Below are 22380 nucleotides of genomic sequence, written 5' to 3'. Positions count from 1 at the left end.
AGGAGGCTTGCTGTGCCCCGTGAAGTACGCGAGGTCGTCTTCGTCGACGGCGTCCGCACCCCGTTCGGCAAGGCGGGCGGCATGTATGCCGAGACCCGCGCCGACGACCTGGTGATCCGCTGCATGCGAGAGCTGCTGAAGCGAAACCCCAACCTCCCGCCGGAGAAGGTGGAGGAGGTCGCGATCGCGGCCACCACCCAGATCGGCGACCAGGGCCTGACGCTCGGCCGGACCGCCGCGCTGCTCTCCGGTCTGCCGAAGACCACCCCCGGCTACTCCGTCGACCGGATGTGCGCGGGCGCCATGACCGCGGTGACCAACGTCGCCGGCGGGATCGCGATGGGCGCGTACGACATCGCCATCGCCGGCGGCGTCGAGCACATGGGCCGCCACCCGATGGGCGAGGGCGTCGACCCCAACCCGCGGATCCTGGCCGAGAAGCTGGTCGACCCGTCCGCCCTGGTGATGGGCTCGACGGCGGAGAACCTGCACGACCGGCTGCCGCACATCACGAAGGAGCGGGCCGACGCGTACGGCCTGAACTCCCAGATCAAGACCGCCAAGGCGTACGCCGACGGCAAGATCCAGCCGGACCTGGTGCCGGTCGCCATCCGCTCCGCCGAGCTGGGCTGGGGCCTGGCCACCGTCGACGAGGCCCCGCGCCAGACGTCGCTGGAGAAGCTGGCCACCCTGAAGACCCCGTTCCGCCCGCACGGCCGGGTCACCGCCGGTAACGCGGCCGGTCTCAACGACGGCGCGACCGCGGCGATCCTGGCCGACGAGGCGACCGCCCGTGAGCTGGGCCTGCCGGTCGCCATGCGGATGGTGTCCTACGCGTTCGTCGGCGTCGAGCCGGAGATCATGGGCTACGGCCCGGTTCCGGCGACCGAGAAGGCCCTGAAGAAGGCCGGCCTGACGATCGACGACATCGGCCTGTTCGAGCTGAACGAGGCGTTCGCCGTGCAGGTGCTCGCCTTCCTCGACCACTACGGCATCGCCGACGACGACCCGCGGGTCAACCCGTGGGGCGGCGCGATCGCCATCGGCCACCCGCTGGCGTCCTCGGCCATCCGCCTGATGACCCAGCTCGCCCGGCAGTTCGCCGAGCGCCCCGACGTCCGCTACGGGATCAACGCGATGTGCATCGGCATCGGCATGGGCGGCACCGTTATCTGGGAGAACCCGTACTGGGAAGGCGCGGCCAAGTGATCGAGAACCCGAACGAGGTAGTCACCAAGGCGATCCTCCGTCTGGTCCCGGTACCGGGGCTGGAGAAGCCCGCGGCCCTGATCACGCTGGACAACGGCTTCGACTACAAGAAGCCGAACAGCTTCGGTCCGGGCGGCCTGCGGTCGCTGGACGAGGCGATCACCGCGGCCACCGAGGCGGACCCGTCGTTCATCGCGCTGACCGGGAAGCCGTTCATCTTCTGCGTCGGCGCCGACATCACCGGCATGCCGCTGATCAACTCGCGCGAGCAGGCCCTCGCGCTGGGTGAGCTGGGCCACAAGGTCTTCGCCCGGCTCAAGAACAGCCAGATCCCGACGTTCGCGTTCGTGAACGGCGCGGCCATGGGCGGCGGCCTCGAGGTGGCGCTGCACTGCCACTACCGGACCGTCTCCACCGGCGCGGCGGCGCTCGCCCTGCCCGAGGTCGCGATCGGCCTGATCCCCGGCTGGGGCGGCTCGCAGATCCTGCCGAACCTGATCGGCATCATCAACGCGGCCACGGTCATCCTCCAGAACCCGCTGACGCAGAAGGTGCTGCGCCCGAAGCAGGCCAAGGAGATGGGTGTCGCGGACGCCCTGTTCGAGGCGGCCGACTTCCTGGAGGACTCGCTGGCCTGGGCGGCCGGCGTGGTCAAGGGCGAGGTCACCGTCGAGCGCCCGGAGATCGAGCGCAAGGACTGGGACGGCGTCCTGGAGTTCGTCAAGGCGATGCTGGACGAGAAGCTGCACGGCGCCGTCCCGTCCGCCAACAAGGCCGTCGAGCTGCTGGCCCTGGCCAAGGACGCGTCCTTCGAGGACGGCACCGCGGCCGAGACCGAGGCCCTCGCCGACCTGATCATGGGCGACGAGGCGCGTGCCAGCCTGTACTCGTTCGACCTGGTCCAGCGCCGGGCCAAGCGCCCGGTCGGGGTGCCGGACAAGTCGCTGGCCCGCAAGGTCACCAAGGTCGGCATCATCGGCGCCGGCCTGATGGCCTCGCAGCTGGCCCTGCTGTTCCTGCGCCGCCTCCAGGTCCCGGTGGTCCTCACCGACCTGGACCAGGAGCGGGTCGACAAGGGCGTCGCCTACGTGACCGGCGAGATCGACAAGCTGGTCGCCAAGAAGCGGATGGACGAGGGCACCGCGGCCAAGCTGCGCCTGCTGATCAGCGGCTCGGTGGACAAGTCCGTCTTCGCCGACGCCGACTTCGTGATCGAGGCGGTCTTCGAGAACCTCGACCTGAAGAAGCAGATCTGGGCCGAGCTGGAGAAGATCGTCAAGCCCGAGGCGATCCTCGCGACAAACACCAGCTCGCTCTCGATCACCGAGATGGCGGCCGACCTCGAGCACCCGGAGCGGGTCGTCGGCTTCCACTTCTTCAACCCGGTCGCCGTTCTGCCGCTGCTGGAGATCATCCGCGGCGAGAGGACCGACGACGCCACGCTGTCCACCGCCTTCGAGGTCGGCAAGCAGCTGAAGAAGTCCTCGGTGCTGGTCAAGGACGCCCCGGCGTTCGTGGTCAACCGCCTGCTCACCCGGGTGACCAGCGAGATCTTCCAGGCCGTCGACGCCGGCACCCCGCTGGACGTGGTGAACGTGGCGATGGACCCGCTGGGCCTGCCGATGCGCCCGATCGCGCTGCTCCAGCTGGTCGGCCCCGCGGTGGCGTACCACGTGGGCGAGACCCTGCACGCCGCCTTCCCGGACCGCTACGTCGACTCGCCGAACCTCAAGCGGATCGTCGACTCGCGTCTCCCGGTGATGGTGGACAAGGAGATCAACCCGGAGATCATCAAGATCCTCGAGGTGGGCGACGCGCCGCTCACCGCCGACGAGGTCCGGCAGAAGGCCCTCGACGGCCTGGCCGAGGAGATCCGGATCATGCTGGACGAGGGTGTGGTCGCCGAGGCGCAGGACATCGACCTGTGCATGATCCTTGGCGCCGGCTACCCGTTCCACCTGGGTGGCGTCACGCCGTACCTGGACCGCAGCGGCACCGCGGAGCGGGTCGCCGGCAAGCGTTTCCTGCCGGACGGCGTGGCCAACGTCCGCTCCTGATCGGTTAACCCCTTCGGAGGCCCCCGCACTCTCAGTGCGGGGGCCTTCGGCGTACGGGTGTGACTACTCACGGCATGAACGGTCCGTTCCCGCTCCCCGGCGTCGATAAGATCCACCGACCTTCACGAGTCATGGAGCGTTGATGACATACCCTCCGCCGTCCGGCCAGCCGGAGTACCCGCCTTCCGGGTACAGCGCGCCGCAGCCCGGGTACGGCCCCTATGGTCCGCCGCAACCCGGCTACGGGCCCCCGCAGCCGGGCTATCCGGGCTTCCCGCCGCCGTTCCCGCCGGAGAAGCCCAAGTCCCGGACCGTGCCGATCATCCTGCTCTCGGTGGCGATCGGGCTGGTGCTCTGCGTCGGCGGCGCCGCCACGCTCGTGCTGATCGGCAAGAACGCGGTCGACGACGCGGAGGCCGCGGCCGCCCGGATCGCCATCACGCAGCCGCAGACGCTGGGCGGCCTGCCCCTCGTCGACGACCCGCAGTTCGCGGCCATCACCGAGGAGATGGAGAGCAGCCTGGCCGCCTACCCGGGCGCGTCCAGCTCGTTCGGCGCCCTCTACGGCTCGCCCGCCGAGCAGAACATGGTCGCCGCCCTGGCCACCAAGGCCACCATCACCGACCCGGAGAAGGAGCTCACCGAGTCGTTCCGGGTCTTCGGCCAGTCCGCCGAGGTGTCCGGTGTGTCCGATGCCTCCACCGGCGAGCTGGGTGGTGTCGCCCGGTGCGGCACCAGCAGCACCTCCGGCGTCGACCTGGCGATCTGCGGCTGGGCCGACGAGGGCAGCGTCGGCATGATCATGTGGTTCTTCAAGACCGCCGGCGACGTGCGTGCGGACTTCCCGGCGCTGCGCGCCGAGATCGAGACCAAGAGCTGAGTGTGACCGTCGGGCGGGATGTGCCGGTCCTGGTGGCCGGCACATCCTCCAGGTCGGACCGCTCAGAGGGTTTCGGGGAGGACCTCGGCCAGGTCGTCGGCGAGCAGGACCACCTGCCAGTTGCGGGCGCCGAAACCGAGCAGCGTGTCGCCCACCGTGCGGGACGTGATCTCGTCCGGCGGGGACCAGGCCAGCCGGCGGACGAAGTCCGGGCTGACCAGGTTCTCCGGCGGGAGGTTGTGCCGTTCGGCGGTGCCCACCACGATCTGCCGGCACCGGGCCAGCCGGGCCGCCGCGATCGGGTCGCGCTCGGCCCAGCGGTGCGGCGGGGGCGGCCCGTCCACCGGCTGGTTCACCGGCAGCGCGTCGTCCGGCAGGGCACGGGCCTGATCCAGCGCGTCCAGCCAGATCCGGGCCAGCCGGCGCACCGAGCGGCCGCCGAAGCCGGGGATGCCCAGCAGGGTGCGCTCATCCTTCGGATCGGCCTCGGCCGCCGCCACTATCGCCGAGTCGGGCAGCACCCGGCCGGGCGCCGAGTCCCGGCGGGCCGCCACGCCGTCGCGGGCGTACCAGAGCGCGCGGACCCGGGACTGGGCGCGGGCGCCGCGCACCCGGTGGATGCCCGAGGTGCGCCGCCACGGATCGGGGCGCACCCGCGGCGGGCGGTCCGCGCCGGCGACCAGCGCGGCGAACTCCTCGGCCGCCCACGCCGTCTTGCCCTGCTGTTCCAACTCGGCGGCAAGCATGTCGCGCAGGTCGGTGAGCAGTTCCACGTCGAGTGCCGCGTACGTCAGCCAGGACTCCGGCAGCGGCCGGGTCGACCAGTCCGCGGCCGAGTGGTGTTTCTCCAGTGAGTAGCCGAGCAGCTGCTCGGTCAGTGCGGCGAGACCGACCCGCTCGAAGCCGGCCAGCCGGGCCGCCAGCTCGGTGTCGAACAGCCGGCGTGGTCGCATCCCCAGTTCGGCCAGGCAGGGCAGGTCCTGGCTCGCGGCGTGCAGCACCCACTCGGTGTCGGCGAGGGCCGCGTCGAGGGTGCGTAGATCGTCGAGGGGGAGCGGGTCCAGCAGCACGGTGCCGGACCCGGCCCGGCGCAGCTGCACCAGATAGGCGCGCTGGGTGTAGCGATATCCGGAGGCGCGCTCGGCGTCCACGGCAACGGGGCCGTTGCCGGCCGTCAGACGGGAGACGATCTCGGCCAGCTCGGCCTCGGTCTCCACCGGGCGGGGCGTGCCGTCGCGGGGTGCGGTCAATGGTGTCGCGGGTCGGGGTTCCTCGGGGCCGCCCTCGGGACCGCCGGCGTGCGGGCCGGGCGGCACTGGGTGCGGTCCGTCTCCTGCCGTGTCCGGCGAGTCCCGACGGCGCAGGGGTGCTTCGTCGGTCACTCCGTAACCGTACGGGGGTAGCACCCTTGGCGTGCGCAGCCGGGGTCCGGCGCGTCGATTCTTGATCTCGTGCGAAGTTCATCCGTTCAGCGCTCCCTTCCGTACCACCTGTCGCAGCGCCGAGACCCGGGGAGGCCGCGCCGGATGACCGCACCATTCGAACCCTTCACGCCCGCCAACGGATCAGGCGGGCACCGGCGCGCCCAGGAGTGGGCCTGGGAGGACGACCGCTCCTGGAACCAGCAGCCCCAGCAGCAGCAACCGGCGTACGACCCGTGGGGTCAGCAACAACAACAGCAACAGCAGCAGTGGGCGCCCGAGCCGCAGTGGGCGCCGCAGCAGCAACAACAGCCGCAGTGGAGTCAGCCGGTCTACGAGACGCCGCAGCAGCCGGTCTACGAGCCGGCGCCGGCCCCCGCCCCCGCCCCGAAGCGCGCGCGGGGCCGCACGATCGTCATCGGCCTGGTCGCGGCGCTGCTGCTGGTCACCGCCTGGCAGGCGTTCCGGGTGGAGACCATGATCCAGAGCAGCAGCGACCTGGCCTCCGCCGTCAACGCCGAGCAGGGCCGCAGCCAGGAGCTGGAGAAGCAGCTCGCTACGGTCTTCGACCCGGAGGGCATCGCGAAGAGCGTGCTGCCCAGCGTGTTCCGGGTCCGGGCCGGCGACTTCACCGGTACGGCGTTCGCGGTCGGCCAGGCGAACGGGCGGACCAACCTGTTCACCAACTTCCACGTGGTGGAGGAGGTGTGGACCGGCGGCGACCGTGCGGTGTCGCTGGAGCGCGGCAACACCCGGATCGACGCGACGATCGTCAAGGTGAGCGAGGGGCGGGATCTGGCGCTGCTGCGTACCAACGCCGACATCACCCCGCTCGGTGTGGCCGCCGACGAGGTGAAGCCCGGTCAGCAGGTGATGGTCGTCGGCGCGCCGCTCGGCCTCGAGGACTCGGTCACCACCGGCGTGATCAGCGCCTACCGGCCGGGCGCCGAGGACGGGCCGACCATCCAGTTCGACGCCCCGATCAACCCGGGCAACTCCGGCGGCCCGGTGGTCAACTCCAGCAAGAAGGTGGTCGGGCTGGCCACCGCGAAGGCGCGGGACGCCGAGGGCATCGGCCTGGCCATCCCGATCGAGACCGCCTGCCAGACCCTGGGCGCCTGCGGCAACGGCTGAACGTCGAATTCGGTGATCTTGGACGTTTGACCGCCGTTTGCGGTGGCCGATCGTCCAAGATCAGGCGGATTTGACCCGGTCGGTGAGCGAGGCCACCCCGGGTGGCGGCAGGCCGGCCGTCGAGGCCAGCATCGCGCACCAGCCGTACAGATGGGCGCCGAAGTCGGTGGAGGTGGGTGTCCAGGAGGCGCGCACCTCCAGGTCGGCGGTCGGGGCCGGGCCGGCCAGCTCGCCGAACCGGGTGGACGCGGTCTGCGTGACCGTGCCGCCGATCGCCGTGTACGCCGCCGCGTGCTGCTCCAGCCCGTCGATCAGCCAGGTCCACGCCACCGCCGACAGCAGCGGGTCGGAGGCCAGGTCCTCCTCCAGCTCCGCGGTGATCAGCGTGACCAGGCGCAGGTCGCCCTGCCAGGCCTCGTGCCCGGCCGGGTCGTGCAGCAGGATCAGCCGGCCGCTCGCCACCTCGTCACCGCCGCGAAGCACGGTGGCGCTGAGGGCGAACGCATACGGCGCGAGCCGCTGGGGCGCGGCGATCTCCTCGAGCAGGATCTCCGGCCGCGGCGACTCCGCGCGCAGCCCGGCGACGGCGCGGGTGAACGCCTCAGGGGCAGCGGAGGGGGACGCCATGGGGAAAGCCTATGCCGATCTAGCGGCGGTCCGGGGTCGGCACGCCGCCGCGCCCCCGTACTGGCATGGCACCATGGCCCGGTGACGGTTCTCCAGGATTCCCCCTTCGTCCGGGCGTGTCGTGGTCTGCCCGGCCCGCACACGCCGGTGTGGTTCATGCGGCAGGCCGGGCGTTCGCTGCCCGAGTACCGCAAGATCCGGGAGGGCGTCGGCATGCTCGAGTCGTGCCGCCGGCCGGACCTGGTCACCGAGATCACCCTGCAACCGGTCCGCCGGCACAACGTGGACGCGGCGATCTTCTTCAGCGACATCGTGGTGCCGGTCGCGGCGGCCGGCATCGACCTCGACATCGTGGCCGGCACCGGCCCGGTGGTGGCCGAGCCGGTGCGCACCGAGGCCGATCTGGCCCGGCTGCGGCCGATCGTCCCGGCCGACGTGGACTTCGTCACCGAGGCGGTGCGGCTGCTGGTCGCCGAGCTGGGCGCGACGCCGCTGATCGGCTTCGCGGGCGCGCCGTTCACGCTGGCCAGCTACCTGATCGAGGGCGGTCCGTCGCGGACCTACCTGAAGACCAAGGCCATGATGTACGGCGCACCCGAGCTGTGGAACGCCCTGCTGGCCCGGCTCGCCGAGATCACGCTGACGTTCCTGCGGGTCCAGATCGACGCCGGGGTGAGCGCCGTGCAGCTCTTCGACTCGTGGGCCGGCGCCCTCTCCGAGGCCGACTACCGGCGGTTCGTGATGCCGCACTCGGCCGCGGTGCTGAACGGCCTGATCGACGCCGGGGTGCCGCGGATCCACTTCGGCGTCGGCACCGGGGTGCTGCTGGAGGCGATGGGCGAGGCCGGCGCCGACGTGGTCGGGGTGGACTGGCGGACCCCGCTGGACGAGGCCACCCGGCGGATCGGCCCGGACCGTGCGGTGCAGGGCAACCTGGACCCGGCGATCCTCTTCGCCGGGTGGGACACGGTCGAGCGGGAGACCCGCCGGGTCCTCGAACAGGGCAGGGCCGCCCCCGGGCACGTCTTCAACCTGGGCCACGGCGTGATGCCGGAGACCGACCCGGACATCCTCACCCGCCTGGTCGCCCTGGTCCACGAGGTCTCCGGGTCTTAGGGCCCTGGGCGACGGGGCCGGATCGCGGCAGTCTCACGTCACAGACGCGGACCCCACTGGCCGGGGGCCGGCGGAACCTGGGAGTGTGTGAAGCGTGCGGAAGCGGATCGCGGTCATCGGCGGCGGCATCGCCGGCCTGGCGGCCGCCGTGCGCCTGCGGGATGTCCACCCGGGCGCCGAGGTGGTGGTGTTCGAGAGTGGTCCCGCCCTGGGCGGCAAGCTCAGCACCGGTGAGCTGGGCGGGCGCACGGTCGAGCGCGGCGCCGAGTCGTTCCTGAACAGCGCGCCGGACGGCGGCGAGTCCGCGGCGGTGGTTCTGGCCCGGCGGGTCGGCCTCGGCGACGCCCTGGTGCACCCGGCGGCCCGTCCGGCCGCCCTGGCCTTCGGGGGCCGTCTCGCTCCCATCCCCGGCGGCACGCTGGTCGGCGTCCCCGGTGACCTGTCCACGCTGGACGGCGTGGCGCTGCCGGCGAGCGGCGCCGACCGGGACACCGGCCGCCCCCTGCTGGCGCCCGGCGCCGACGTGGCGGTCGGCGCCCTGGTCCGCGAGCGGTTCGGCGACGAGGTCGTGGACCGGCTGGTGGACCCGATGCTCGGCGGGGTCTACGCGGGCCGCGCCGACCGGCTGTCCCTGCGGGTCACCATGCCGCAGCTGGCGCACACCGCGGAGACCGAGCACACCCTGACCGCCGCGGTCCGGGCCGCCCAGGCGCGTGGTCGCCGGGTCCCCGGGCGGCCGGTCTTCGCCGCGGTCGAGGGCGGGATGAGCCGGCTGGCCGGTGCCGCCGCCGCGGCGAGCGGGGCGCGGATCAGCCTCGGTGCGCCGGCGCGCGAACTCACCCGTACCGGGAAGGGTCTTTGGAAGGTGGTCTCCGGGCCGGTGCCCGCGCCGCGGACCGAAGAGTTCGACGCGGTGATCCTGGCGTTGCCGGCGAGGCCGGCGTCCCGGCTGCTGAGCGAGGTCGCGCCGGAGCCGGCCGCCGCGGTCGCCGCCCTGGACTACGCGAGCGTCGCCCTCGCGGCGATGGCCCTGCCGGCCGGGACCGGGCTGCCGGACCTCTCCGGGTTCCTGGTGCCGCCGGGCGAGGGCACGCTGGTCAAGGCGGCCACCTTCTTCACCACCAAGTGGCCGCACCTGGCCCGCGAGGACGGCCCGGTGATCGTCCGGGTGTCGCTCGGCCGGTCCGGCGAGGAGGAGCGGCTCCAGCGGGACGACGCCGCGCTGCTGGAGACGGCCCGCCGGGAGCTGAGCGACCTGCTCGGTGTGGGGCTGCCGGTCCCGGCGGCGGCGTGGGTGCAGCGCTGGGGCGGTGGCCTGCCGCAGTACGCGCCGGGTCACGCCGACCGGATCGCCGCGGCACGGGCCGGGCTGCCGGAGGGGCTGGCGCTGGCCGGAGCGGCGTTCGACGGTGTCGGCATCCCGGTGTGCGTGGCCAGCGGCGAGCGCGCCGCGGACGATGTGAGTACGTTCCTGAAGGGGATCACATGACCGAACAGACGAATGCGGCGCGGATCAACGAGCTGAACGCGACCATCCGCTACACCATGTGGTCGGTGTTCCGGGTGACCGCGCCGCTGCCCGCACTCCGTGACGAGCTGGCCGGTGAGGTGGACGCGCTCTTCGAGCAGCTGGCCGACAAGGACGTGACGATCCGCGGCACCTACGACGTGTCCGGTCTGCGTGCCGACGCCGACATCATGGTGTGGTGGCACTCCGGCTCGTCGGACGCGCTCCAGGACGCCTACGGGCTGTTCCGCCGGACCGCGCTGGGCCGCCACCTGGAGCCGGTCTGGTCGCAGATGGCGCTGCACCGCCCGGCCGAGTTCAACCGCAGCCACCTGCCGGCCTTCCTGGCCGACGAGGAGCCCCGGCAGTACGTCTGCGTCTACCCGTTCGTCCGCTCCTACGAGTGGTACCTGCTGCCCGACTCGGAGCGGCGCGAGATGCTGGCCGAGCACGGCCGTCAGGCGCGCGGCTACCCGGACGTCCGTGCCAACACGGTCGCGTCGTTCGCGCTCGGCGACTACGAGTGGATGCTGGCGTTCGAGGCCGACGAGCTGCACCGCATCCTGGACCTGATGCGTGAGCTGCGGGCGTCCCGGGCGCGTCGGCACGTCCGCGAGGAGGTGCCGTTCTACACCGGCCGGCGCCGCTCGGTCAACGAGATCGTGGCGAACCTGCCTTAATCCCGCTTCATCGGGATGTGCGGGATGCCGTCCTCGAGGTATTCGGGGCCGGACTGCTCGAAGCCGAACCGGGTGTAGTAGGCGGCGAGGTGGGCCTGGGCGTGCAGGATCGCCGGGCGGTTGCCGATCACGGCGAGCGCCTCGGAGATCAGCCGCCCGGCCAGCCCGTTGCCGCGGGCCTCCGGGGCGGTCACCACCCGGCCGATCCGCTCCACCCCGTGGTCGCTCAGGATCCGCAGGTAGGCCCGGACCCGCTTGCCCTGCGCGAACCACAGGTGCCGGGTGCCGGGTTCGACGTCCCGCCCGTCCGGGTCCAGGTAGGCGCACTCCTGCTCGACCACGAAGACCTCGCTGCGCAGCTTGAGGATCTCGTAGAGGAGGGTGGTGTCGAGATCGCGGAACGACGCCACCCGCAGCTCGTCGTGAGGTTCGGGATGCATCGGCACAACATACGTGGGCTTTCGACGTTGTACCGGTGAAGGCTGGAGGACGTCATGATCAAGCGCAGCAGACTGTTCGGCAACAAGACCCGGGTGACGTTCTGCCTCCCGGCTGACGAGCCGCCCGGCACGGTGAGCGTGGTCGGCGACTTCAACGACTGGCGGCCGGGGGCGCACGAACTCCTGGTGCGGCGCAACGGCACCCGGACGGTGAGCGTGCCGCTCGACCCGGGCCACTACAAGTTCCGCTATCTGGCCACCGACGGCGTGTGGCTGGACGACCCGGACGGCTGCGAACTCCACCTCTGAGATGCGGTGATATTTTCACCGCATGGCCGTCGACACCCAATTTGAAGACCTTTTGCGACGGGTTCTCGAGACCGGCACCCCCAAGAGTGACCGCACGGGCACCGGGACGCGGAGTCTCTTCGGCGCGACCCTGCGATACGACCTGTCCCAAGGTTTTCCGCTGATCACCACGAAGCGGGTGCATTTCAAGTCGATCGCGGTCGAGCTGCTCTGGTTCCTGCGCGGGGACACCAACGTGAAGTGGCTGCGCGAGCAGGGCGTCACGATCTGGGACGAGTGGGCCGGCGCCGACGGGGAGCTGGGGCCGGTCTACGGCAAGCAGTGGCGCTCGTGGCCGGGAAAGAACGGGGACATCGACCAGCTCTCCGAAGTGGTCGAGACCATTCAGAAGAATCCGGACTCCCGGCGGATGATCGTCTCCGCCTGGAACGTGTCCGACATCCCGGACATGGCGTTGGCGCCCTGCCATGCGCTGTTCCAGTTCCACGTGGCCGACGGCAAGCTCTCCTGCCAGCTCTACCAGCGCAGCGCCGACCTCTTCCTGGGTGTCCCGTTCAACATCGCCAGCTACGCCCTGCTGACCCGGATGATCGCGGCCCAGGTCGGTCTGGAGCCCGGCGACTTCATCTGGGTCGGCGGCGACGTGCACATCTACGACAACCACATCGAGCAGGTGCGGGAGCAGCTCACCCGGGAGCCGTACCCGTTCCCGGAACTCGAGATCGCGCCCCGCCCCAGCCTGTTCGAGCACGAGTACGCCGACTTCACCGTGGTCGGCTACCGGCACCACCCGCTGATCCCGGCCCCCGTAGCGGTATGACGATCCACATGATCTGGGCCGAGGCCCGGGACCGGGTGATCGGCGCCGGCAACACCATCCCGTGGCGGGTCCCGGGGGAGCAGGCCGTCTTCAAGGAGCGCACCATGGGCGCGCCGGTGGTGATGGGCCGCCGCACCTGGGAGTCGCTGCCGAAGCGGCCGCTGCCGGGCCGGGAGAACATCGTCCTCACCCGCGACCCGAACTGGGCGGCCCCGGGCGCCACGGTCATCCATTCCCTCGATGATGTGAAATATGAGGACTTCTGGGTGATGGGCGGCTCGCAGATCTATGCCGCTTTCCTCCCGGGGGCCGGGCACATCGTCCGGACGAGGATCGACCTGACGGTGCCCGGCGACGCGTTCGCGCCTGAACTCGGCGACGACTGGCGGGTCACCAGTGCCGACCGTGTCCAGGCGCCGAACGGCGTGACCTATGTGGTGGAGGATCTCAGCCGGCGGCCGTGAGCCGGATCGACAGGCTGTTCACACAGTGCCGCGTGTTCTTCGGGGTGAAGCCCTCGCCCCGGAACACGTGGCCCAGGTGCGAGTCGCAGCGGGCACACCGGATCTCGGTGCGCACCATCCCGTGGCTGTGGTCCTCGATCTCCTTGACCGCACCCGGGATGGCGTCGTCGAAGGACGGCCAGCCGCAGTGACTGTCGAATTTGGTGTCGCTCGGGTAGAGCTGGGCGCCGCAGGCCCGGCAGTCGTAGACACCGGCGGTCTTGGTGCTCACATACTCGCCGCTCCACGGCGCTTCGGTGCCGGCCTCGCGGAGCACGCGGAACTCGGCCGGAGAGAGGCGGATCCGCCACTCCTCCTCGGTCGTGGGTAGATCGGTTGTCATGCCATCCACCGTACGTCGCACGCGGCGTGCGCCGGAGGTGGTGACCGCGCCGGTTGAGAGGTCATGGAAGGTGGATCCCCGGCGATGTTCCGGCCGACCTGGCAGCAGGTCCTCGGCCACGGTCTCTATCTCGGCGCGATGAGCGCGGTGGCGAGTGTCACGACGGGGGTGATCGTGGCACTGGCCTGGCCCGGCCGGAGTGGCCCGCCGGGCTGGGTGTGGCTCGCGCTGATCGGTGGGCCGCTGCTGCTCGGTGCGGCGGCCGGCATGGTGGCCGGGCGGCGTACCGGGGTCGAGGTGGGCGCCGGCGGGATCCGTACCTCGTCCGTCTTCGAGGAGGGCGAGGCGCCCTGGCACCGGGTGGTGGACCTGCGGGCCGAGCGGCGCGGCCGCCGCAACGTGGTCTCGGTCTATCTGGACACCGGAGCCAGTGTGCAACTGCACGCTCCGTACAGCGGGGGACTGTTCGCCGCGGATCCACAGTTCGAGCTCAAGGTATTCACTTTGTCGCACTTGTGGCGCAGTCACCGTTTCGGTGGTCTTCCGAGCTGAAGACCCGCCTCGGGGTGTTTCCGGGTAAAACGGGCAATTACCGTTAAGCTCCCGTGCGACCATGGAACCGTACCTTCAGCAACAGAACGGATACTCCTCATGAGCTTTTCGCGTCGGCTGACCGCTGGACTTCCCACGGTCGGCGCCACTGTCCTCGCCGCTCTCGCCCTCGGCGCCACGCCCGCGACGGCGTCCGCCGATCTCGCCGCCAACGCCGGTCACATCATGGCGGCGCCGAGTCCTGAACCGGGCGACCAGGGGGGCGACGGCTACGGCGGCGAGGCCGCGCCGCCCGCCGCCGTCAACGCCGTGACCGCGACCCCGCCGACCCGCGGCAAGCCGGGCTACGGCGGCGTGAGCGAGACGCCGAGCCCCAGCCCGAGCCTGCCGACCGGCAACGTCAACACGGTGCCGCCGGCCGGGGTCAGCTCGGAGATCGCCACGCCGAAGCCGACCCAGACCACCGCGGGCGCGGGCGTCAGCTCCGGCGACACGCTCCCGCTGACCGGCTCCCCGTCCGGGGGCGTGCTGGCCGCCGGTGGTCTGATGGTGGCGGCCGGCACCGCGGCCGTCTGGTACACGCGTCGCCGGCGTAATGTCTGAAATATCAGCATAAAATGGTAGAGGCCGTCCGGTTTGCCGGGCGGCCTCCCCGCGCATCGGCCCCTAAGCTGAGAGGCATGCCGAAAGCCGCCGCGGAAGAGCACGAGGTCGCCGGCCACACCGTGCGCCTGAGCAGCCCGGACAAGATGGTCTTCCCCGAGCGCGGATTCACCAAGCGCGACGTCTTCGAGTACTACCTGGCCGTCGGCGACGGCATCCTGCGGGCCCTGCACGACCGTCCCACCACGTTGCAGCGCTTCCCGGACGGCATCGAGGGCGAGATGTTCTTCCAGAAGCGGATCCCCACCCGCGGCGTCCCCGACTGGATCAAAACCGCCACGATCAAGTTCCCGAGCATGCGTACGGCCGACGAGCTCAGCCCCGCGGACCTGGCCCACGTCGCCTGGGCCGCGCAGATGGGCACCGTGGTCTTCCACCCCTGGCCGGTCCGCGCCACCGCCCCGGACGAGCCCGACGAGCTGCGCATCGACCTCGACCCGCAGCCCGGCACCGGCTTCGCCGACGTGGTCGCCACCGCCGGCGTGGTCCGCGAGGTCCTCGCCGACCTGGGCTGGACCGGGTTCCCGAAGACCTCCGGCGGCCGCGGCGTGCACGTCTACGTGCGCATCGAGCCGCGCTGGTCCTTCATCGACGTGCGCCGCGCGGCGATCGCCCTGGCCCGTGAGGTGGAGCGCCGCAACCCGGCCGGCATCACCACCTCCTGGTGGAAGGAGGAGCGCGGCGAGCGGGTGTTCCTCGACTACAACCAGATGGCCCGGGACCGCACCATCGCCTGCGCCTACTCGCTGCGCGCCAACGCCCGGGCCACCGTCTCCACCCCGGTCACCTGGGCCGAGCTGGCCGAGGTCGAGCCCGACGACTTCGACCTGCGGACCGTGCCGGCCCGGTTCACGAAGGGCGGCGACCCGCACGCCGGCATCGACGACGTGGCCCACGACCTCACCCCGCTGCTGGAGTGGGTGGAGCGCGACGAGCGCGACGGCCTCGGCGACCTGCCCTACCCGCCGGACCATCCGAAGATGCCCGGCGAGCCGAAACGGGTGCAGCCGTCCAAGGACCGCGACCTCAAGTCACAGAAGTAGCTTCATGCCCTCGTGCGAGGCCTCGAAGCCGAGCGCCTCGTAGAACCGGTGCGCGTCGGTGCGGCGCTTGTCCGTGGTCAGCTGCACGATCCGGCAGCCGCGCGCCCGCGCCCGCTCGATCGCCCAGCGCATCAGCTCCCCGCCGAGGCCCTTCCCGCGCCGGGCCGAGCTGATCCGGACCGCCTCGATCAGCATCCGCTCGGCGCCGCCCCGGCTCAGCCCGGGGATGAAGGTGAGCTGGCAGGTGCCGACCACCTCGTCGCCGTCGACGGCCACGATCAGGTAGTTGCGGTCGTCGGAGTCGATGGCCTCGAAGGCCGCCCAGATCCCCGGCTCGATGTCGGCTGACCCGAAGCCACGGGTACGGCTGATGTCGTCATCGGCGAGCAGGCCGAGCACGGCGGGGACGTCGGCACGGGTGGCGATCCGGATCTGCATGATCGAAAGCTTGTCACGGGCTGTCGCGGACCGTTCACCTCGGGCACCATGGCCACATGCACGCGCTGCTCACGCTGCCGAAACTCGTCTACCGCGGGATGGTCTGGCTGGCCAACTCGCCGAAGACGCTGCTGCTGTCCTACTCGATGCTCATCATCATCTGCGGCACCCTGTACCACCATTTCGAGGAGAGGACCATCGGCGACTCGATCTGGTGGGCCGTCGTCACCGCGTCCACGGTCGGCTACGGCGACATCTCACCCGCGACCTGGCAGGCCCGGGTGATGGCCGGGATCCTCATCTCGGTCATGGTGCTGCTGGTGATCCCGCTGATCACCGCGCACTTCGCCAGCAGGCTGATCGTCGACAACGACGCCTTCCGCCACGAGGAGCAGGAAGAGCTCAAGGCCAACCTCCGACGGGTACGCACACTGCTCGAGGAGATGGCCGCCCGTCAGGGAGTGGTCACTTCGGAGGGCAGCGCAGACCCTCCGGCGGCATCTTCAGGTCCAGCAGATAGCGGTCCACCGCGTCCTTGATGCACGTGGTCGAGGGGTAGGCGGTGTGTCCCTCGCCCTCCCACGTGAGCACCTGCCCGACACCCAGCATGTTCGCCAGGTCGGCGGTGTTCTCGTACGGCGTGGCCGGGTCCCCGGTCGTGCCCACCACCAGGATCGGCGGCGCCCCCTTCGCCTCCCCGGCCGGGTACGGATCCCGGCCGCCACCCCAGTACGCGCACGGCAGCATCCCGACCGCCATCGGTGCTCCGAACAGCGGGTACTTGGACCGCCACTCGCCCTGGAGCCTACGGATCTCGGCGACGCCCGGCGCCTTCTGGTTGTCCACGCAGTTCACCGTCAGGTTGGCGTCGAACAGGTTGGAGTAGGTGCCGTCGGGTTCGCGTTCCGCATACTGGTCGGCCAGCTCGAAGATGCCGGTCGCGTCACCGGTTCGGAGGTCGTCGATGGCGTTGGCCAGGTCGGCCCAGCCGGACTCGGTGTAGAGCGACGAGATCAGCCCGAGGAACACCCAGCCGGCCGTGGCGTCCCGCCCGTCCGGCCCGCGCACCGGCGACGTCTCGGCCTTGGCGAGCGCGTCGGTCACGGCGCCCCGGGCGTCCGGCGCGATCGGGCAGCGGCTGGGCTCGGTCGTGCACCACTTGGTGAAGTTGGTGAACGCCCGCTCGAAGCCCTTGGCCTGCTGCTCCGAACCCTGCGTGAAGGTCTCCGTCGGGTCGACCGCGCCGTCCAGCACCAGGGCCCGCACGTTCTGCGGGAACAACTGCGCGTAGGTGGCGCCGAGCAGGGTGCCGTACGAATACCCCAGGTAGGTGAGCTTCTCGTCGCCGACCGCGGCGCGCAGCGCGTCCACGTCACGGGCGGCCTGTTCGGTGGCGAAGTCGCTCAGGTCCTCGCCGTACTTCTTGGTGCAGCCGTCGGCGATCTTCTTGGTGAGCGCCGCCACCGTGTCGAACTCGGCCTGGCTCACCGGGTCCGGGTCGGCGGCGAAGGAGGCGTCCTGGTCCTTCGCGTCGATGCACTTGACCGGGCTGGACCGGTTGATCCCGCGCGGGTCGAAGCCGACGATGTCGAACCGGTCGGTGATCTCGGTGGGCAGGCCGCCCAGCTTCTCCCCGAACGTCAGGTAGACCGCCAGGTCGACACCCGAGCCACCCGGGCCGCCCGGATTGAGCAGCAGCGAGCCGATCCGTTCCGACGCCTTCTGCTTGCCGGAACGGATCCGGATCATCGAGATGTCGTACTTCTTGCCGGCGTCCGGCTTCGCCCAGTCCTCCGGCACCTGGACCGTCGCGCACTGGTAGGTCATCCCGGGCGCGGTCCGGCCGACCAGGTCCTGCGGCACCTCGGGGCAGGGCCGCCACTGCGCGGTGCCGGGCTCCGCCGAGCCGGGCACGGACGTGCCGGACTCCGCCCGGGCCGGCTGGTCGGAGCCCTCCGGAGCGAACGACGGCAGGGTGCAGCCGGTGACCGTGACCAGAACGGCGAGGACTGCGACGGCCAGGCGCGAGCGACGATCCACATACCGACCCTATCCGGTCCGCGCCGGTGCGCCCCTCAACGGCTCGTGAGGACCTCGGCCAAGTCGAACCGCACCGGGCGCTCCAACTGCTCGTACGTGCAGGTCAGCGGGTCGCGATCGGGACGCCACCGCTCGAACTGGGCGGTGTGCCGGAACCGGATCCCCTCCATGTAGTCGTAGCGGACCTCGACGACCCGCTCCGGCCGCAGCGGCGTGAACGACAGGTCCTTGCCCGCGTTCCACCTGCTCACCTCGTTCTTGCGCGGGGTGCGCTCGCCCTGCTCGTGGGCCGCCCAGTTCCACGGGTGTCCCTCGAACGTGGTGACCAGCGGCTGCAACTCCTCGAACAGCTCCTCGCGCACCTTCATCGGGAACGAGCCGATCACCCCGACGCTCACCAGGACACCACGCTCGTCGTGCAGGCCCAGCAGCAGCGACCCGATCCGGTTGTCGGCCGACTTGTGCACCCGGTAGCCGGCCACCACGCAGTCCGCGGTCCGCTTGTGCTTGATCTTCGACATCACCCGCTTGTCCGGCTGGTACGTCAGATCCCGCCCCTTGGCGATCAGCCCGTCCAGCCCGGCGCCCTCGAACTCGGCGAACCACCGGCGGGCGGTCTCCAGATCATCGGTCGCGGGAGTCACGTACACCGGAGGTTCGGCGTTCTTCAAGGTATCCGCCAGCCTGGCCCGGCGCTCCTGGAACGGCAGCCCGGTCAGATCCTCGTCGCCGAGCGCGAGCAGGTCGAAAGCCACGAAACTCGCCGGAGTCTGCTCGGACAGCAGCCTGACCCGGCTGGCCGCCGGATGGATGCGCTGCTGGAGCGCCTCGAAATCGAGAGTGTTCCGCTCGGTGTCGGCGACGATCACCTCGCCGTCGATCACCGCCCGCTCCGGGAAGTTCGCCAGGACGGCGGCGACCACCTCGGGGAAGTAGCGGGTCATCGGCTTCTCGTTGCGGCTGCCGATCTCCACCTCGTCGCCGTCCCGGAAGACGATCGACCGGAATCCGTCCCATTTGGGCTCGTAGAGCTGGCCGGGCGGGATCTCCGCGACGGGTTTCGCGAGCATCGGCCTGACCGGCGGGTTCAGCGGGAGCTGCATCCGATCAGTCTGCCGGGTTTTGTGGCCGCCGGGTGCCCCGTCAGCGCACCAGCAACTCGACAAGTCGTTTCAACTCGGCCTCCGGGTCGGCGGTCAGGCCCATGTGGACCGGCCCGGCCCGCAGAATCGTGCTGCGCGGCGCCACCAGCCAGCGGAACCGCTCACCCTGCCGCATCCCCTCGGCCGCCCCGCTGCCGCCACAGGTCCGGTCCCAGGCGTCCAGCGCGGCCCGGATCGCCGCCACGTCGGCCGACGGGTCCAGCGCGAGCAGCCGGGACTCGTCCAGATGCGTCCGCGCGGACAGGAAGTCCCGCCGCTGGCAGTAGAGCAGCACCCCGACGTTGATCAGCTCACCGCGCTCGACCCGCGGCATGGCCTGGATGATCGCGTACTCGTACGGTGTCATGGCAGCCACGCCTCCGGCCGCTCGGCTCGACGGGACAGATGGCTCAGGTAGGCGGCCCGGTCGCCGTCCTCCAGCCACTCCTGCGGCACCAGATCGATCACCTCGGCCAGCAGCTCCGGGGTGATCCGTGCGGCCAGCGCCGGGCCCTCGGTGGCGAGCCCGTTCGCGTACGGCCTCAGCACGTGGTCGTCCCACCGGTAGGGCCGGTGCACCACCTGCTCGGCGCGCGCCCAGTTGTGGTGGAAGTAGAGCGTCGCCCCATGATCGATCAGCCAGAGCCGGCCGTGCCAGATCAGCAGGTTGGGGTTACGCCAGCTGCGGTCCACGTTCTCCACGAACGCGTCGAAGGCGACGATCCGGCTGGCCAGCGCGGTGTCCACCGGGTGGGCCACCGGGTCGTACCCCAGCGAACCGGGCAGGAAGTCCATCCCCAGATTGCCCCCGGCGCTCGCCTTGATCAGCTCCTGGACCTCCTCGTCCGGCTCGGCGCGGGCCACCACCGGATCGAGCTCCACCCGGGCCAGCTCCGGCACCGGCAGCCCGAGCCGCCGCGCCAGCTCCCCGGCGATCACCTCGGCCACCAGCGCGCGCGGCCCCTGGCCCGCTCCGCGGAACTTGACCACATACGTCCCGAGATCGTCCGTCTCGACGACACCGGGCAACGAGCCGCCCTCCCGCAGGGGCGTCACATAACGGATCGCGGTGACCTCACGCAACACGCCACTCACCCTACGGACCATGATCTCGTACGCGGTGCGCCGCCCCGCCCCACAGCGGCCGTCCCACCCGCTCCACGCGAGCCGCTGCCCGCCTCACGCCCGCAACGCGCCCACCGGGCCGAAGCGCACCCTCACGCCGAACCCCGCCGAACCTTGCCAGACCGTGCCGGTCGGCGGCGGCCCGCCGTGCCGGGCCGGGCCTTGGTGCCGGGCCGGGCCTTCGTGCCGGGCCGGGCCTTCGTGCCGGGCCGCCACGCTCCTGCCCGCCAGGCACCCGGGTTGCCTGCCTTCAGCCGTAAACGCCGGTCGCCCGGGGTGGGTGGTCGCGCCTCCACCAGGGTGGGTGCACACGGAGGCGGTGTCGTGGTCGCCTACCTGGCATATGGCCGTGGTGGCCGCGCGCACGGGGTCTTCCGTGTGCGGCCACCACGTCTTCGGCCACCTCGCCGTGTGCGCCCGCCTAGGGACGTCGGGGCGCCTGGCGGGCGAGAGCGTGACCACCCCGCTCAGGGTGACCGAAAGACTGGGCGGTCGTGACCGGCGGCAGACGGGGGTGGTGGCGACTGGCCGGGCCCGCCCGGCCACCGATCTGCGCCCGGCGGGCGCGGCACAGGCCGGAGCGGGCAGTAAGCGCGCGCCGGCCGGACGGGACGGCCCTGATCCGGCGGGACGAGGACACGCGTACAAGAAAGGATCTTGAAGCGAAACGCGGACCTCGACCACGATGGATCTCTAAGCCTCTGGTCCCCGGCGGCGGAGTTCGTCGACGCGGGTCATGGCTGAGCGCAGCTCCTCCAGCCAGTCCTCGGTGTGCCGGCCGACCAGCTTCACGCACCAGGCCAGCGCCTCGGAGCGGGAGCGGGCCACGCCGGCGTCGACCAGGGTGTCGAGGACCTGGCGCTCGGGCTGACGCAGCCGAGTCATCACCGGTGCGGACAGATGGGTGAAGAGCTCCGAGGTCTCCCCGCATCGGGCACCCCAGGCGACCTTGCGCTGGTAGCGGTGCTCGACCTGGCGGGCGACCCGGATCCGGCCCTCCCGGGTCTCCTCCCGGAACCCGGCGATCCGCCCGGCCTGGCCGGCGGCACGGTCGGCGTCGGTGGCGTCCTCCGGCAGGTCGGGCCGGGGCAGGCGGCCCCAGATGATGATCTCGTCGCGGTCGATGACGACCTCGGGTGCCTCGGTGAACCAGCCGTCGGGGAGCGCGCCGATGATCCAGGCGGCGGCGTCGTCGGCGTTGGGTGGCTCGGTGCGCCCACCGGGGGCGGCGAATCGGACTGGCATGACAACCTCCTCGCTTACCTGATTACATGCTTACAACCTTTCGCGCCGCTCCGCCAGGTCTGACGGCGGGGAGTTGGGCGAGGGCCGGCTCGGCGCGGGCGGGCGGCGGTGGGAGGGTCGCCTGTGGGGCGGGGCGGGTTCGGCGTGGGTGGGCGGCGGTGGGAGGGCCGCCTGTCTGGCAGCGCTTGGCCGCGCTGCGGGGAGCGTGCGTGCGGCGCACGGTGAGATCGCGTGGCAGGATGGTCCGGATCATGGACCGGGAAACGGCGAACCGCCCCGGCACCGGAGGATCGGCGACGAGGCGGCTCGGGTCTGCGGGCCATCGCGAGGGATGGCGACGTGGGAGCGCTCCCACCGCGAACGTTACCGCATATTCACAGGTCTGAAAAGCCCCCTCGGTCGACGGCTCGAGGGGCCCGGCAATTGCGACATGCCAGAACGGGCAATTTGCACTGGCTACCACCCGGGCGACAGAATGAATGCGATGACGACCATTCGCGGCCAGAACCGGGGCGGGCGTCAGCCTAATGACGTCGCTGTAGGAGCGAACAACCATGGCCAAGCAGATAATTACCGTTCTGACCGACGACCTCGACGGGGGTGAAGCCGACCGCACCGTCGAATTCGGTCTCGACGGGGTCAACTACACCATCGACCTCTCCGAGAAGAACGCCGGTAAGCTGCGTAAAGCCCTGGAGCCGTTCCTCTCCGCGGCTACCCGTCTGGGGCGCAACGGCAACGTTCCGACCACTGCCCGGCGGGCCGTCGCGGCCGTGTCGAGCCGTTCCAGCCGGGACCAGAACCAGGCTATTCGTGAGTGGGCGAACAAGAACGGCTACCCGGTCTCCGAGCGTGGCCGGATCCCGAGCAACGTGGTCGAGGCGTACCACAACAAGCGCTAGAGCGCTCCGCGGCGGCGCCGTCCGGGTTTCCGGGCGGCGCCGTTGGCGTCTCTTGTGGACGGCCCGGACCCGCTCTGACCTCAGCGGCGGTCTTCGATAGTGGGCGCGATCGGCGCTATTCCGGTTCCGGTACACGGGAACGAGCCGGCCGCCGGCCGGGGAAAGCCGCGCACGGGACCTGGGA

The 22380-nt window shown here is 71.2% G+C and carries 25 protein-coding genes; 15 read left to right on the top strand and 10 right to left on the bottom strand.

Translation table 11 applies throughout. From position 1 onward, the window contains the following. Positions 1–12: 12 nt before the first annotated feature. The 3 genes from IEZ13_RS02505 to IEZ13_RS02495 all read left to right on the top strand — a co-directional run bounded on the left by IEZ13_RS02505 (position 13) and on the right by IEZ13_RS02495 (position 4146). Complete coding sequence (locus IEZ13_RS02505; protein WP_183216208.1) at positions 13–1209, top strand: thiolase family protein; 1197 nt, start codon at positions 13–15, stop codon at positions 1207–1209. Continuing rightward, a complete protein-coding gene (locus IEZ13_RS02500) occupies positions 1206–3266 on the top strand; it encodes a 3-hydroxyacyl-CoA dehydrogenase NAD-binding domain-containing protein (protein WP_183216207.1) in 2061 nt (686 codons plus the stop codon). Before IEZ13_RS02505 ends, IEZ13_RS02500 begins: the two co-directional genes overlap by 4 nt. A 142-nt stretch (positions 3267–3408) precedes the next feature. Further along, positions 3409–4146 (top strand): hypothetical protein, encoded by a 738-nt coding sequence (locus IEZ13_RS02495; protein ID WP_183216206.1) that lies wholly within the window; start codon positions 3409–3411, stop codon positions 4144–4146. A gap of 62 nt (positions 4147–4208) precedes the next feature. Here the strand turns inward: IEZ13_RS02495 and IEZ13_RS02490 are convergent, their stop codons facing one another. Next, the gene (locus IEZ13_RS02490) at positions 4209–5528 is read right to left on the bottom strand and encodes an HRDC domain-containing protein (RefSeq protein WP_183216205.1); all 1320 of its coding nucleotides are present in this window, start codon (positions 5526–5528) and stop codon (positions 4209–4211) included. Positions 5529–5672: 144 nt separating this feature from the next. Here IEZ13_RS02490 and IEZ13_RS02485 point away from each other — a divergent pair, with 144 nt between their 5' ends. After that, positions 5673–6701: a S1C family serine protease gene (locus tag IEZ13_RS02485; RefSeq protein ID WP_183216204.1), complete on the top strand. Its 1029-nt coding sequence runs from the start codon at positions 5673–5675 to the stop codon at positions 6699–6701. A 60-nt stretch (positions 6702–6761) separates the two neighbouring features. Here the strand turns inward: IEZ13_RS02485 and IEZ13_RS02480 are convergent, their stop codons facing one another. After that, positions 6762–7328 carry a DUF3000 domain-containing protein gene (locus IEZ13_RS02480; protein ID WP_183216203.1) on the bottom strand — a complete coding sequence of 189 codons (567 nt, stop codon included), beginning with the start codon at positions 7326–7328 and terminating at the stop codon, positions 6762–6764. Between the two features lie 81 nt (positions 7329–7409). Here IEZ13_RS02480 and hemE point away from each other — a divergent pair, with 81 nt between their 5' ends. From hemE to hemQ, 3 genes are all read left to right on the top strand, one after another. Further along, complete coding sequence (gene hemE / locus IEZ13_RS02475) at positions 7410–8444, top strand: uroporphyrinogen decarboxylase (protein ID WP_183216202.1); 1035 nt, start codon at positions 7410–7412, stop codon at positions 8442–8444. A 94-nt stretch (positions 8445–8538) separates the two neighbouring features. Continuing rightward, positions 8539–9933 (top strand): protoporphyrinogen oxidase, encoded by a 1395-nt coding sequence (gene hemG, locus IEZ13_RS02470; RefSeq protein WP_183216200.1) that lies wholly within the window; start codon positions 8539–8541, stop codon positions 9931–9933. After that, complete coding sequence (hemQ, locus tag IEZ13_RS02465; protein WP_183216197.1) at positions 9930–10631, top strand: hydrogen peroxide-dependent heme synthase; 702 nt, start codon at positions 9930–9932, stop codon at positions 10629–10631. Before hemG ends, hemQ begins: the two co-directional genes overlap by 4 nt. On the opposite strand, the gene IEZ13_RS02460 is transcribed toward hemQ, so the two are convergent. After that, the gene (locus IEZ13_RS02460; RefSeq protein WP_183216195.1) at positions 10628–11071 is read right to left on the bottom strand and encodes a GNAT family N-acetyltransferase; all 444 of its coding nucleotides are present in this window, start codon (positions 11069–11071) and stop codon (positions 10628–10630) included. The two genes, hemQ and IEZ13_RS02460, sit on opposite strands and share 4 nt — an antisense overlap. A 54-nt stretch (positions 11072–11125) precedes the next feature. On the opposite strand from IEZ13_RS02460, the gene IEZ13_RS02455 reads away from it, so the two are divergent. The 3 genes from IEZ13_RS02455 to IEZ13_RS02445 are packed head-to-tail and all read left to right on the top strand — an operon-like array spanning position 11126 to position 12664. Beyond that, a complete protein-coding gene (locus IEZ13_RS02455; protein ID WP_183216193.1) occupies positions 11126–11380 on the top strand; it encodes an isoamylase early set domain-containing protein in 255 nt (84 codons plus the stop codon). A 22-nt stretch (positions 11381–11402) separates the two neighbouring features. Then, on the top strand, positions 11403–12200 hold the full coding sequence (locus tag IEZ13_RS02450; RefSeq protein WP_183216191.1) for a thymidylate synthase: 798 nt from the start codon (positions 11403–11405) through the stop codon (positions 12198–12200). After that, positions 12197–12664 (top strand): dihydrofolate reductase, encoded by a 468-nt coding sequence (locus IEZ13_RS02445; protein ID WP_183216189.1) that lies wholly within the window; start codon positions 12197–12199, stop codon positions 12662–12664. The genes IEZ13_RS02450 and IEZ13_RS02445 overlap by 4 nt, the downstream gene beginning before the upstream one ends. On the opposite strand, the gene msrB is transcribed toward IEZ13_RS02445, so the two are convergent. Further along, positions 12648–13046: a peptide-methionine (R)-S-oxide reductase MsrB gene (gene msrB, locus IEZ13_RS02440; RefSeq protein WP_183216187.1), complete on the bottom strand. Its 399-nt coding sequence runs from the start codon at positions 13044–13046 to the stop codon at positions 12648–12650. The two genes, IEZ13_RS02445 and msrB, sit on opposite strands and share 17 nt — an antisense overlap. An 84-nt stretch (positions 13047–13130) precedes the next feature. On the opposite strand from msrB, the gene IEZ13_RS02435 reads away from it, so the two are divergent. The 3 genes from IEZ13_RS02435 (at position 13131) to ligD (ending at position 15304) form a co-directional block, all read left to right on the top strand. Beyond that, entirely contained in the window at positions 13131–13598 is a 468-nt protein-coding gene (locus IEZ13_RS02435; protein WP_229794413.1) for a hypothetical protein, read from the top strand. A gap of 99 nt (positions 13599–13697) precedes the next feature. After that, positions 13698–14201 carry an LPXTG cell wall anchor domain-containing protein gene (locus IEZ13_RS02430; protein WP_183216184.1) on the top strand — a complete coding sequence of 168 codons (504 nt, stop codon included), beginning with the start codon at positions 13698–13700 and terminating at the stop codon, positions 14199–14201. A 77-nt stretch (positions 14202–14278) separates the two neighbouring features. Continuing rightward, the gene (ligD, locus tag IEZ13_RS02425) at positions 14279–15304 is read left to right on the top strand and encodes a non-homologous end-joining DNA ligase (protein ID WP_183216182.1); all 1026 of its coding nucleotides are present in this window, start codon (positions 14279–14281) and stop codon (positions 15302–15304) included. On the opposite strand, the gene IEZ13_RS02420 is transcribed toward ligD, so the two are convergent. Continuing rightward, on the bottom strand, positions 15293–15742 hold the full coding sequence (locus IEZ13_RS02420; protein WP_183216180.1) for a GNAT family N-acetyltransferase: 450 nt from the start codon (positions 15740–15742) through the stop codon (positions 15293–15295). The genes ligD and IEZ13_RS02420 overlap by 12 nt on opposite strands. Before the next feature lie 56 nt (positions 15743–15798). Between IEZ13_RS02420 and IEZ13_RS02415 the strand changes: the two genes are divergently transcribed. Beyond that, positions 15799–16281, top strand: a complete 483-nt coding sequence (locus IEZ13_RS02415; protein WP_183216178.1) for a potassium channel family protein — start codon at positions 15799–15801, stop codon at positions 16279–16281. Here the strand turns inward: IEZ13_RS02415 and IEZ13_RS02410 are convergent. The 5 genes from IEZ13_RS02410 to IEZ13_RS02390 all read right to left on the bottom strand — a co-directional run bounded on the left by IEZ13_RS02410 (position 16208) and on the right by IEZ13_RS02390 (position 21294). Then, positions 16208–17782 carry an alpha/beta hydrolase gene (locus IEZ13_RS02410; RefSeq protein ID WP_229794412.1) on the bottom strand — a complete coding sequence of 525 codons (1575 nt, stop codon included), beginning with the start codon at positions 17780–17782 and terminating at the stop codon, positions 16208–16210. The two genes, IEZ13_RS02415 and IEZ13_RS02410, sit on opposite strands and share 74 nt — an antisense overlap. Positions 17783–17817: 35 nt before the next feature. Further along, positions 17818–18885 (bottom strand): ATP-dependent DNA ligase, encoded by a 1068-nt coding sequence (locus tag IEZ13_RS02405; RefSeq protein ID WP_183216176.1) that lies wholly within the window; start codon positions 18883–18885, stop codon positions 17818–17820. 40 nt (positions 18886–18925) lie between these two features. Further along, positions 18926–19291: a DUF3037 domain-containing protein gene (locus IEZ13_RS02400; protein ID WP_183216174.1), complete on the bottom strand. Its 366-nt coding sequence runs from the start codon at positions 19289–19291 to the stop codon at positions 18926–18928. Further along, the gene (locus IEZ13_RS02395) at positions 19288–20010 is read right to left on the bottom strand and encodes a HipA family kinase (RefSeq protein WP_183216172.1); all 723 of its coding nucleotides are present in this window, start codon (positions 20008–20010) and stop codon (positions 19288–19290) included. Before IEZ13_RS02395 ends, IEZ13_RS02400 begins: the two co-directional genes overlap by 4 nt. Positions 20011–20742: 732 nt before the next feature. Continuing rightward, positions 20743–21294 carry a hypothetical protein gene (locus tag IEZ13_RS02390; RefSeq protein WP_183216170.1) on the bottom strand — a complete coding sequence of 184 codons (552 nt, stop codon included), beginning with the start codon at positions 21292–21294 and terminating at the stop codon, positions 20743–20745. 554 nt (positions 21295–21848) lie between these two features. On the opposite strand from IEZ13_RS02390, the gene IEZ13_RS02385 reads away from it, so the two are divergent. Then, entirely contained in the window at positions 21849–22196 is a 348-nt protein-coding gene (locus tag IEZ13_RS02385) for a histone-like nucleoid-structuring protein Lsr2 (protein ID WP_183216168.1), read from the top strand. The last annotated feature ends 184 nt before the right edge of the window (positions 22197–22380 follow it).

This window comes from Actinoplanes campanulatus (assembly GCF_014647795.1).
GTDB classification, from domain to species: Bacteria; Actinomycetota; Actinomycetes; order Mycobacteriales; family Micromonosporaceae; genus Actinoplanes; species Actinoplanes campanulatus.
Note: the sequence above shows the minus strand (reverse complement) of the source record. Positions and strands in the feature narration are given on the sequence as shown.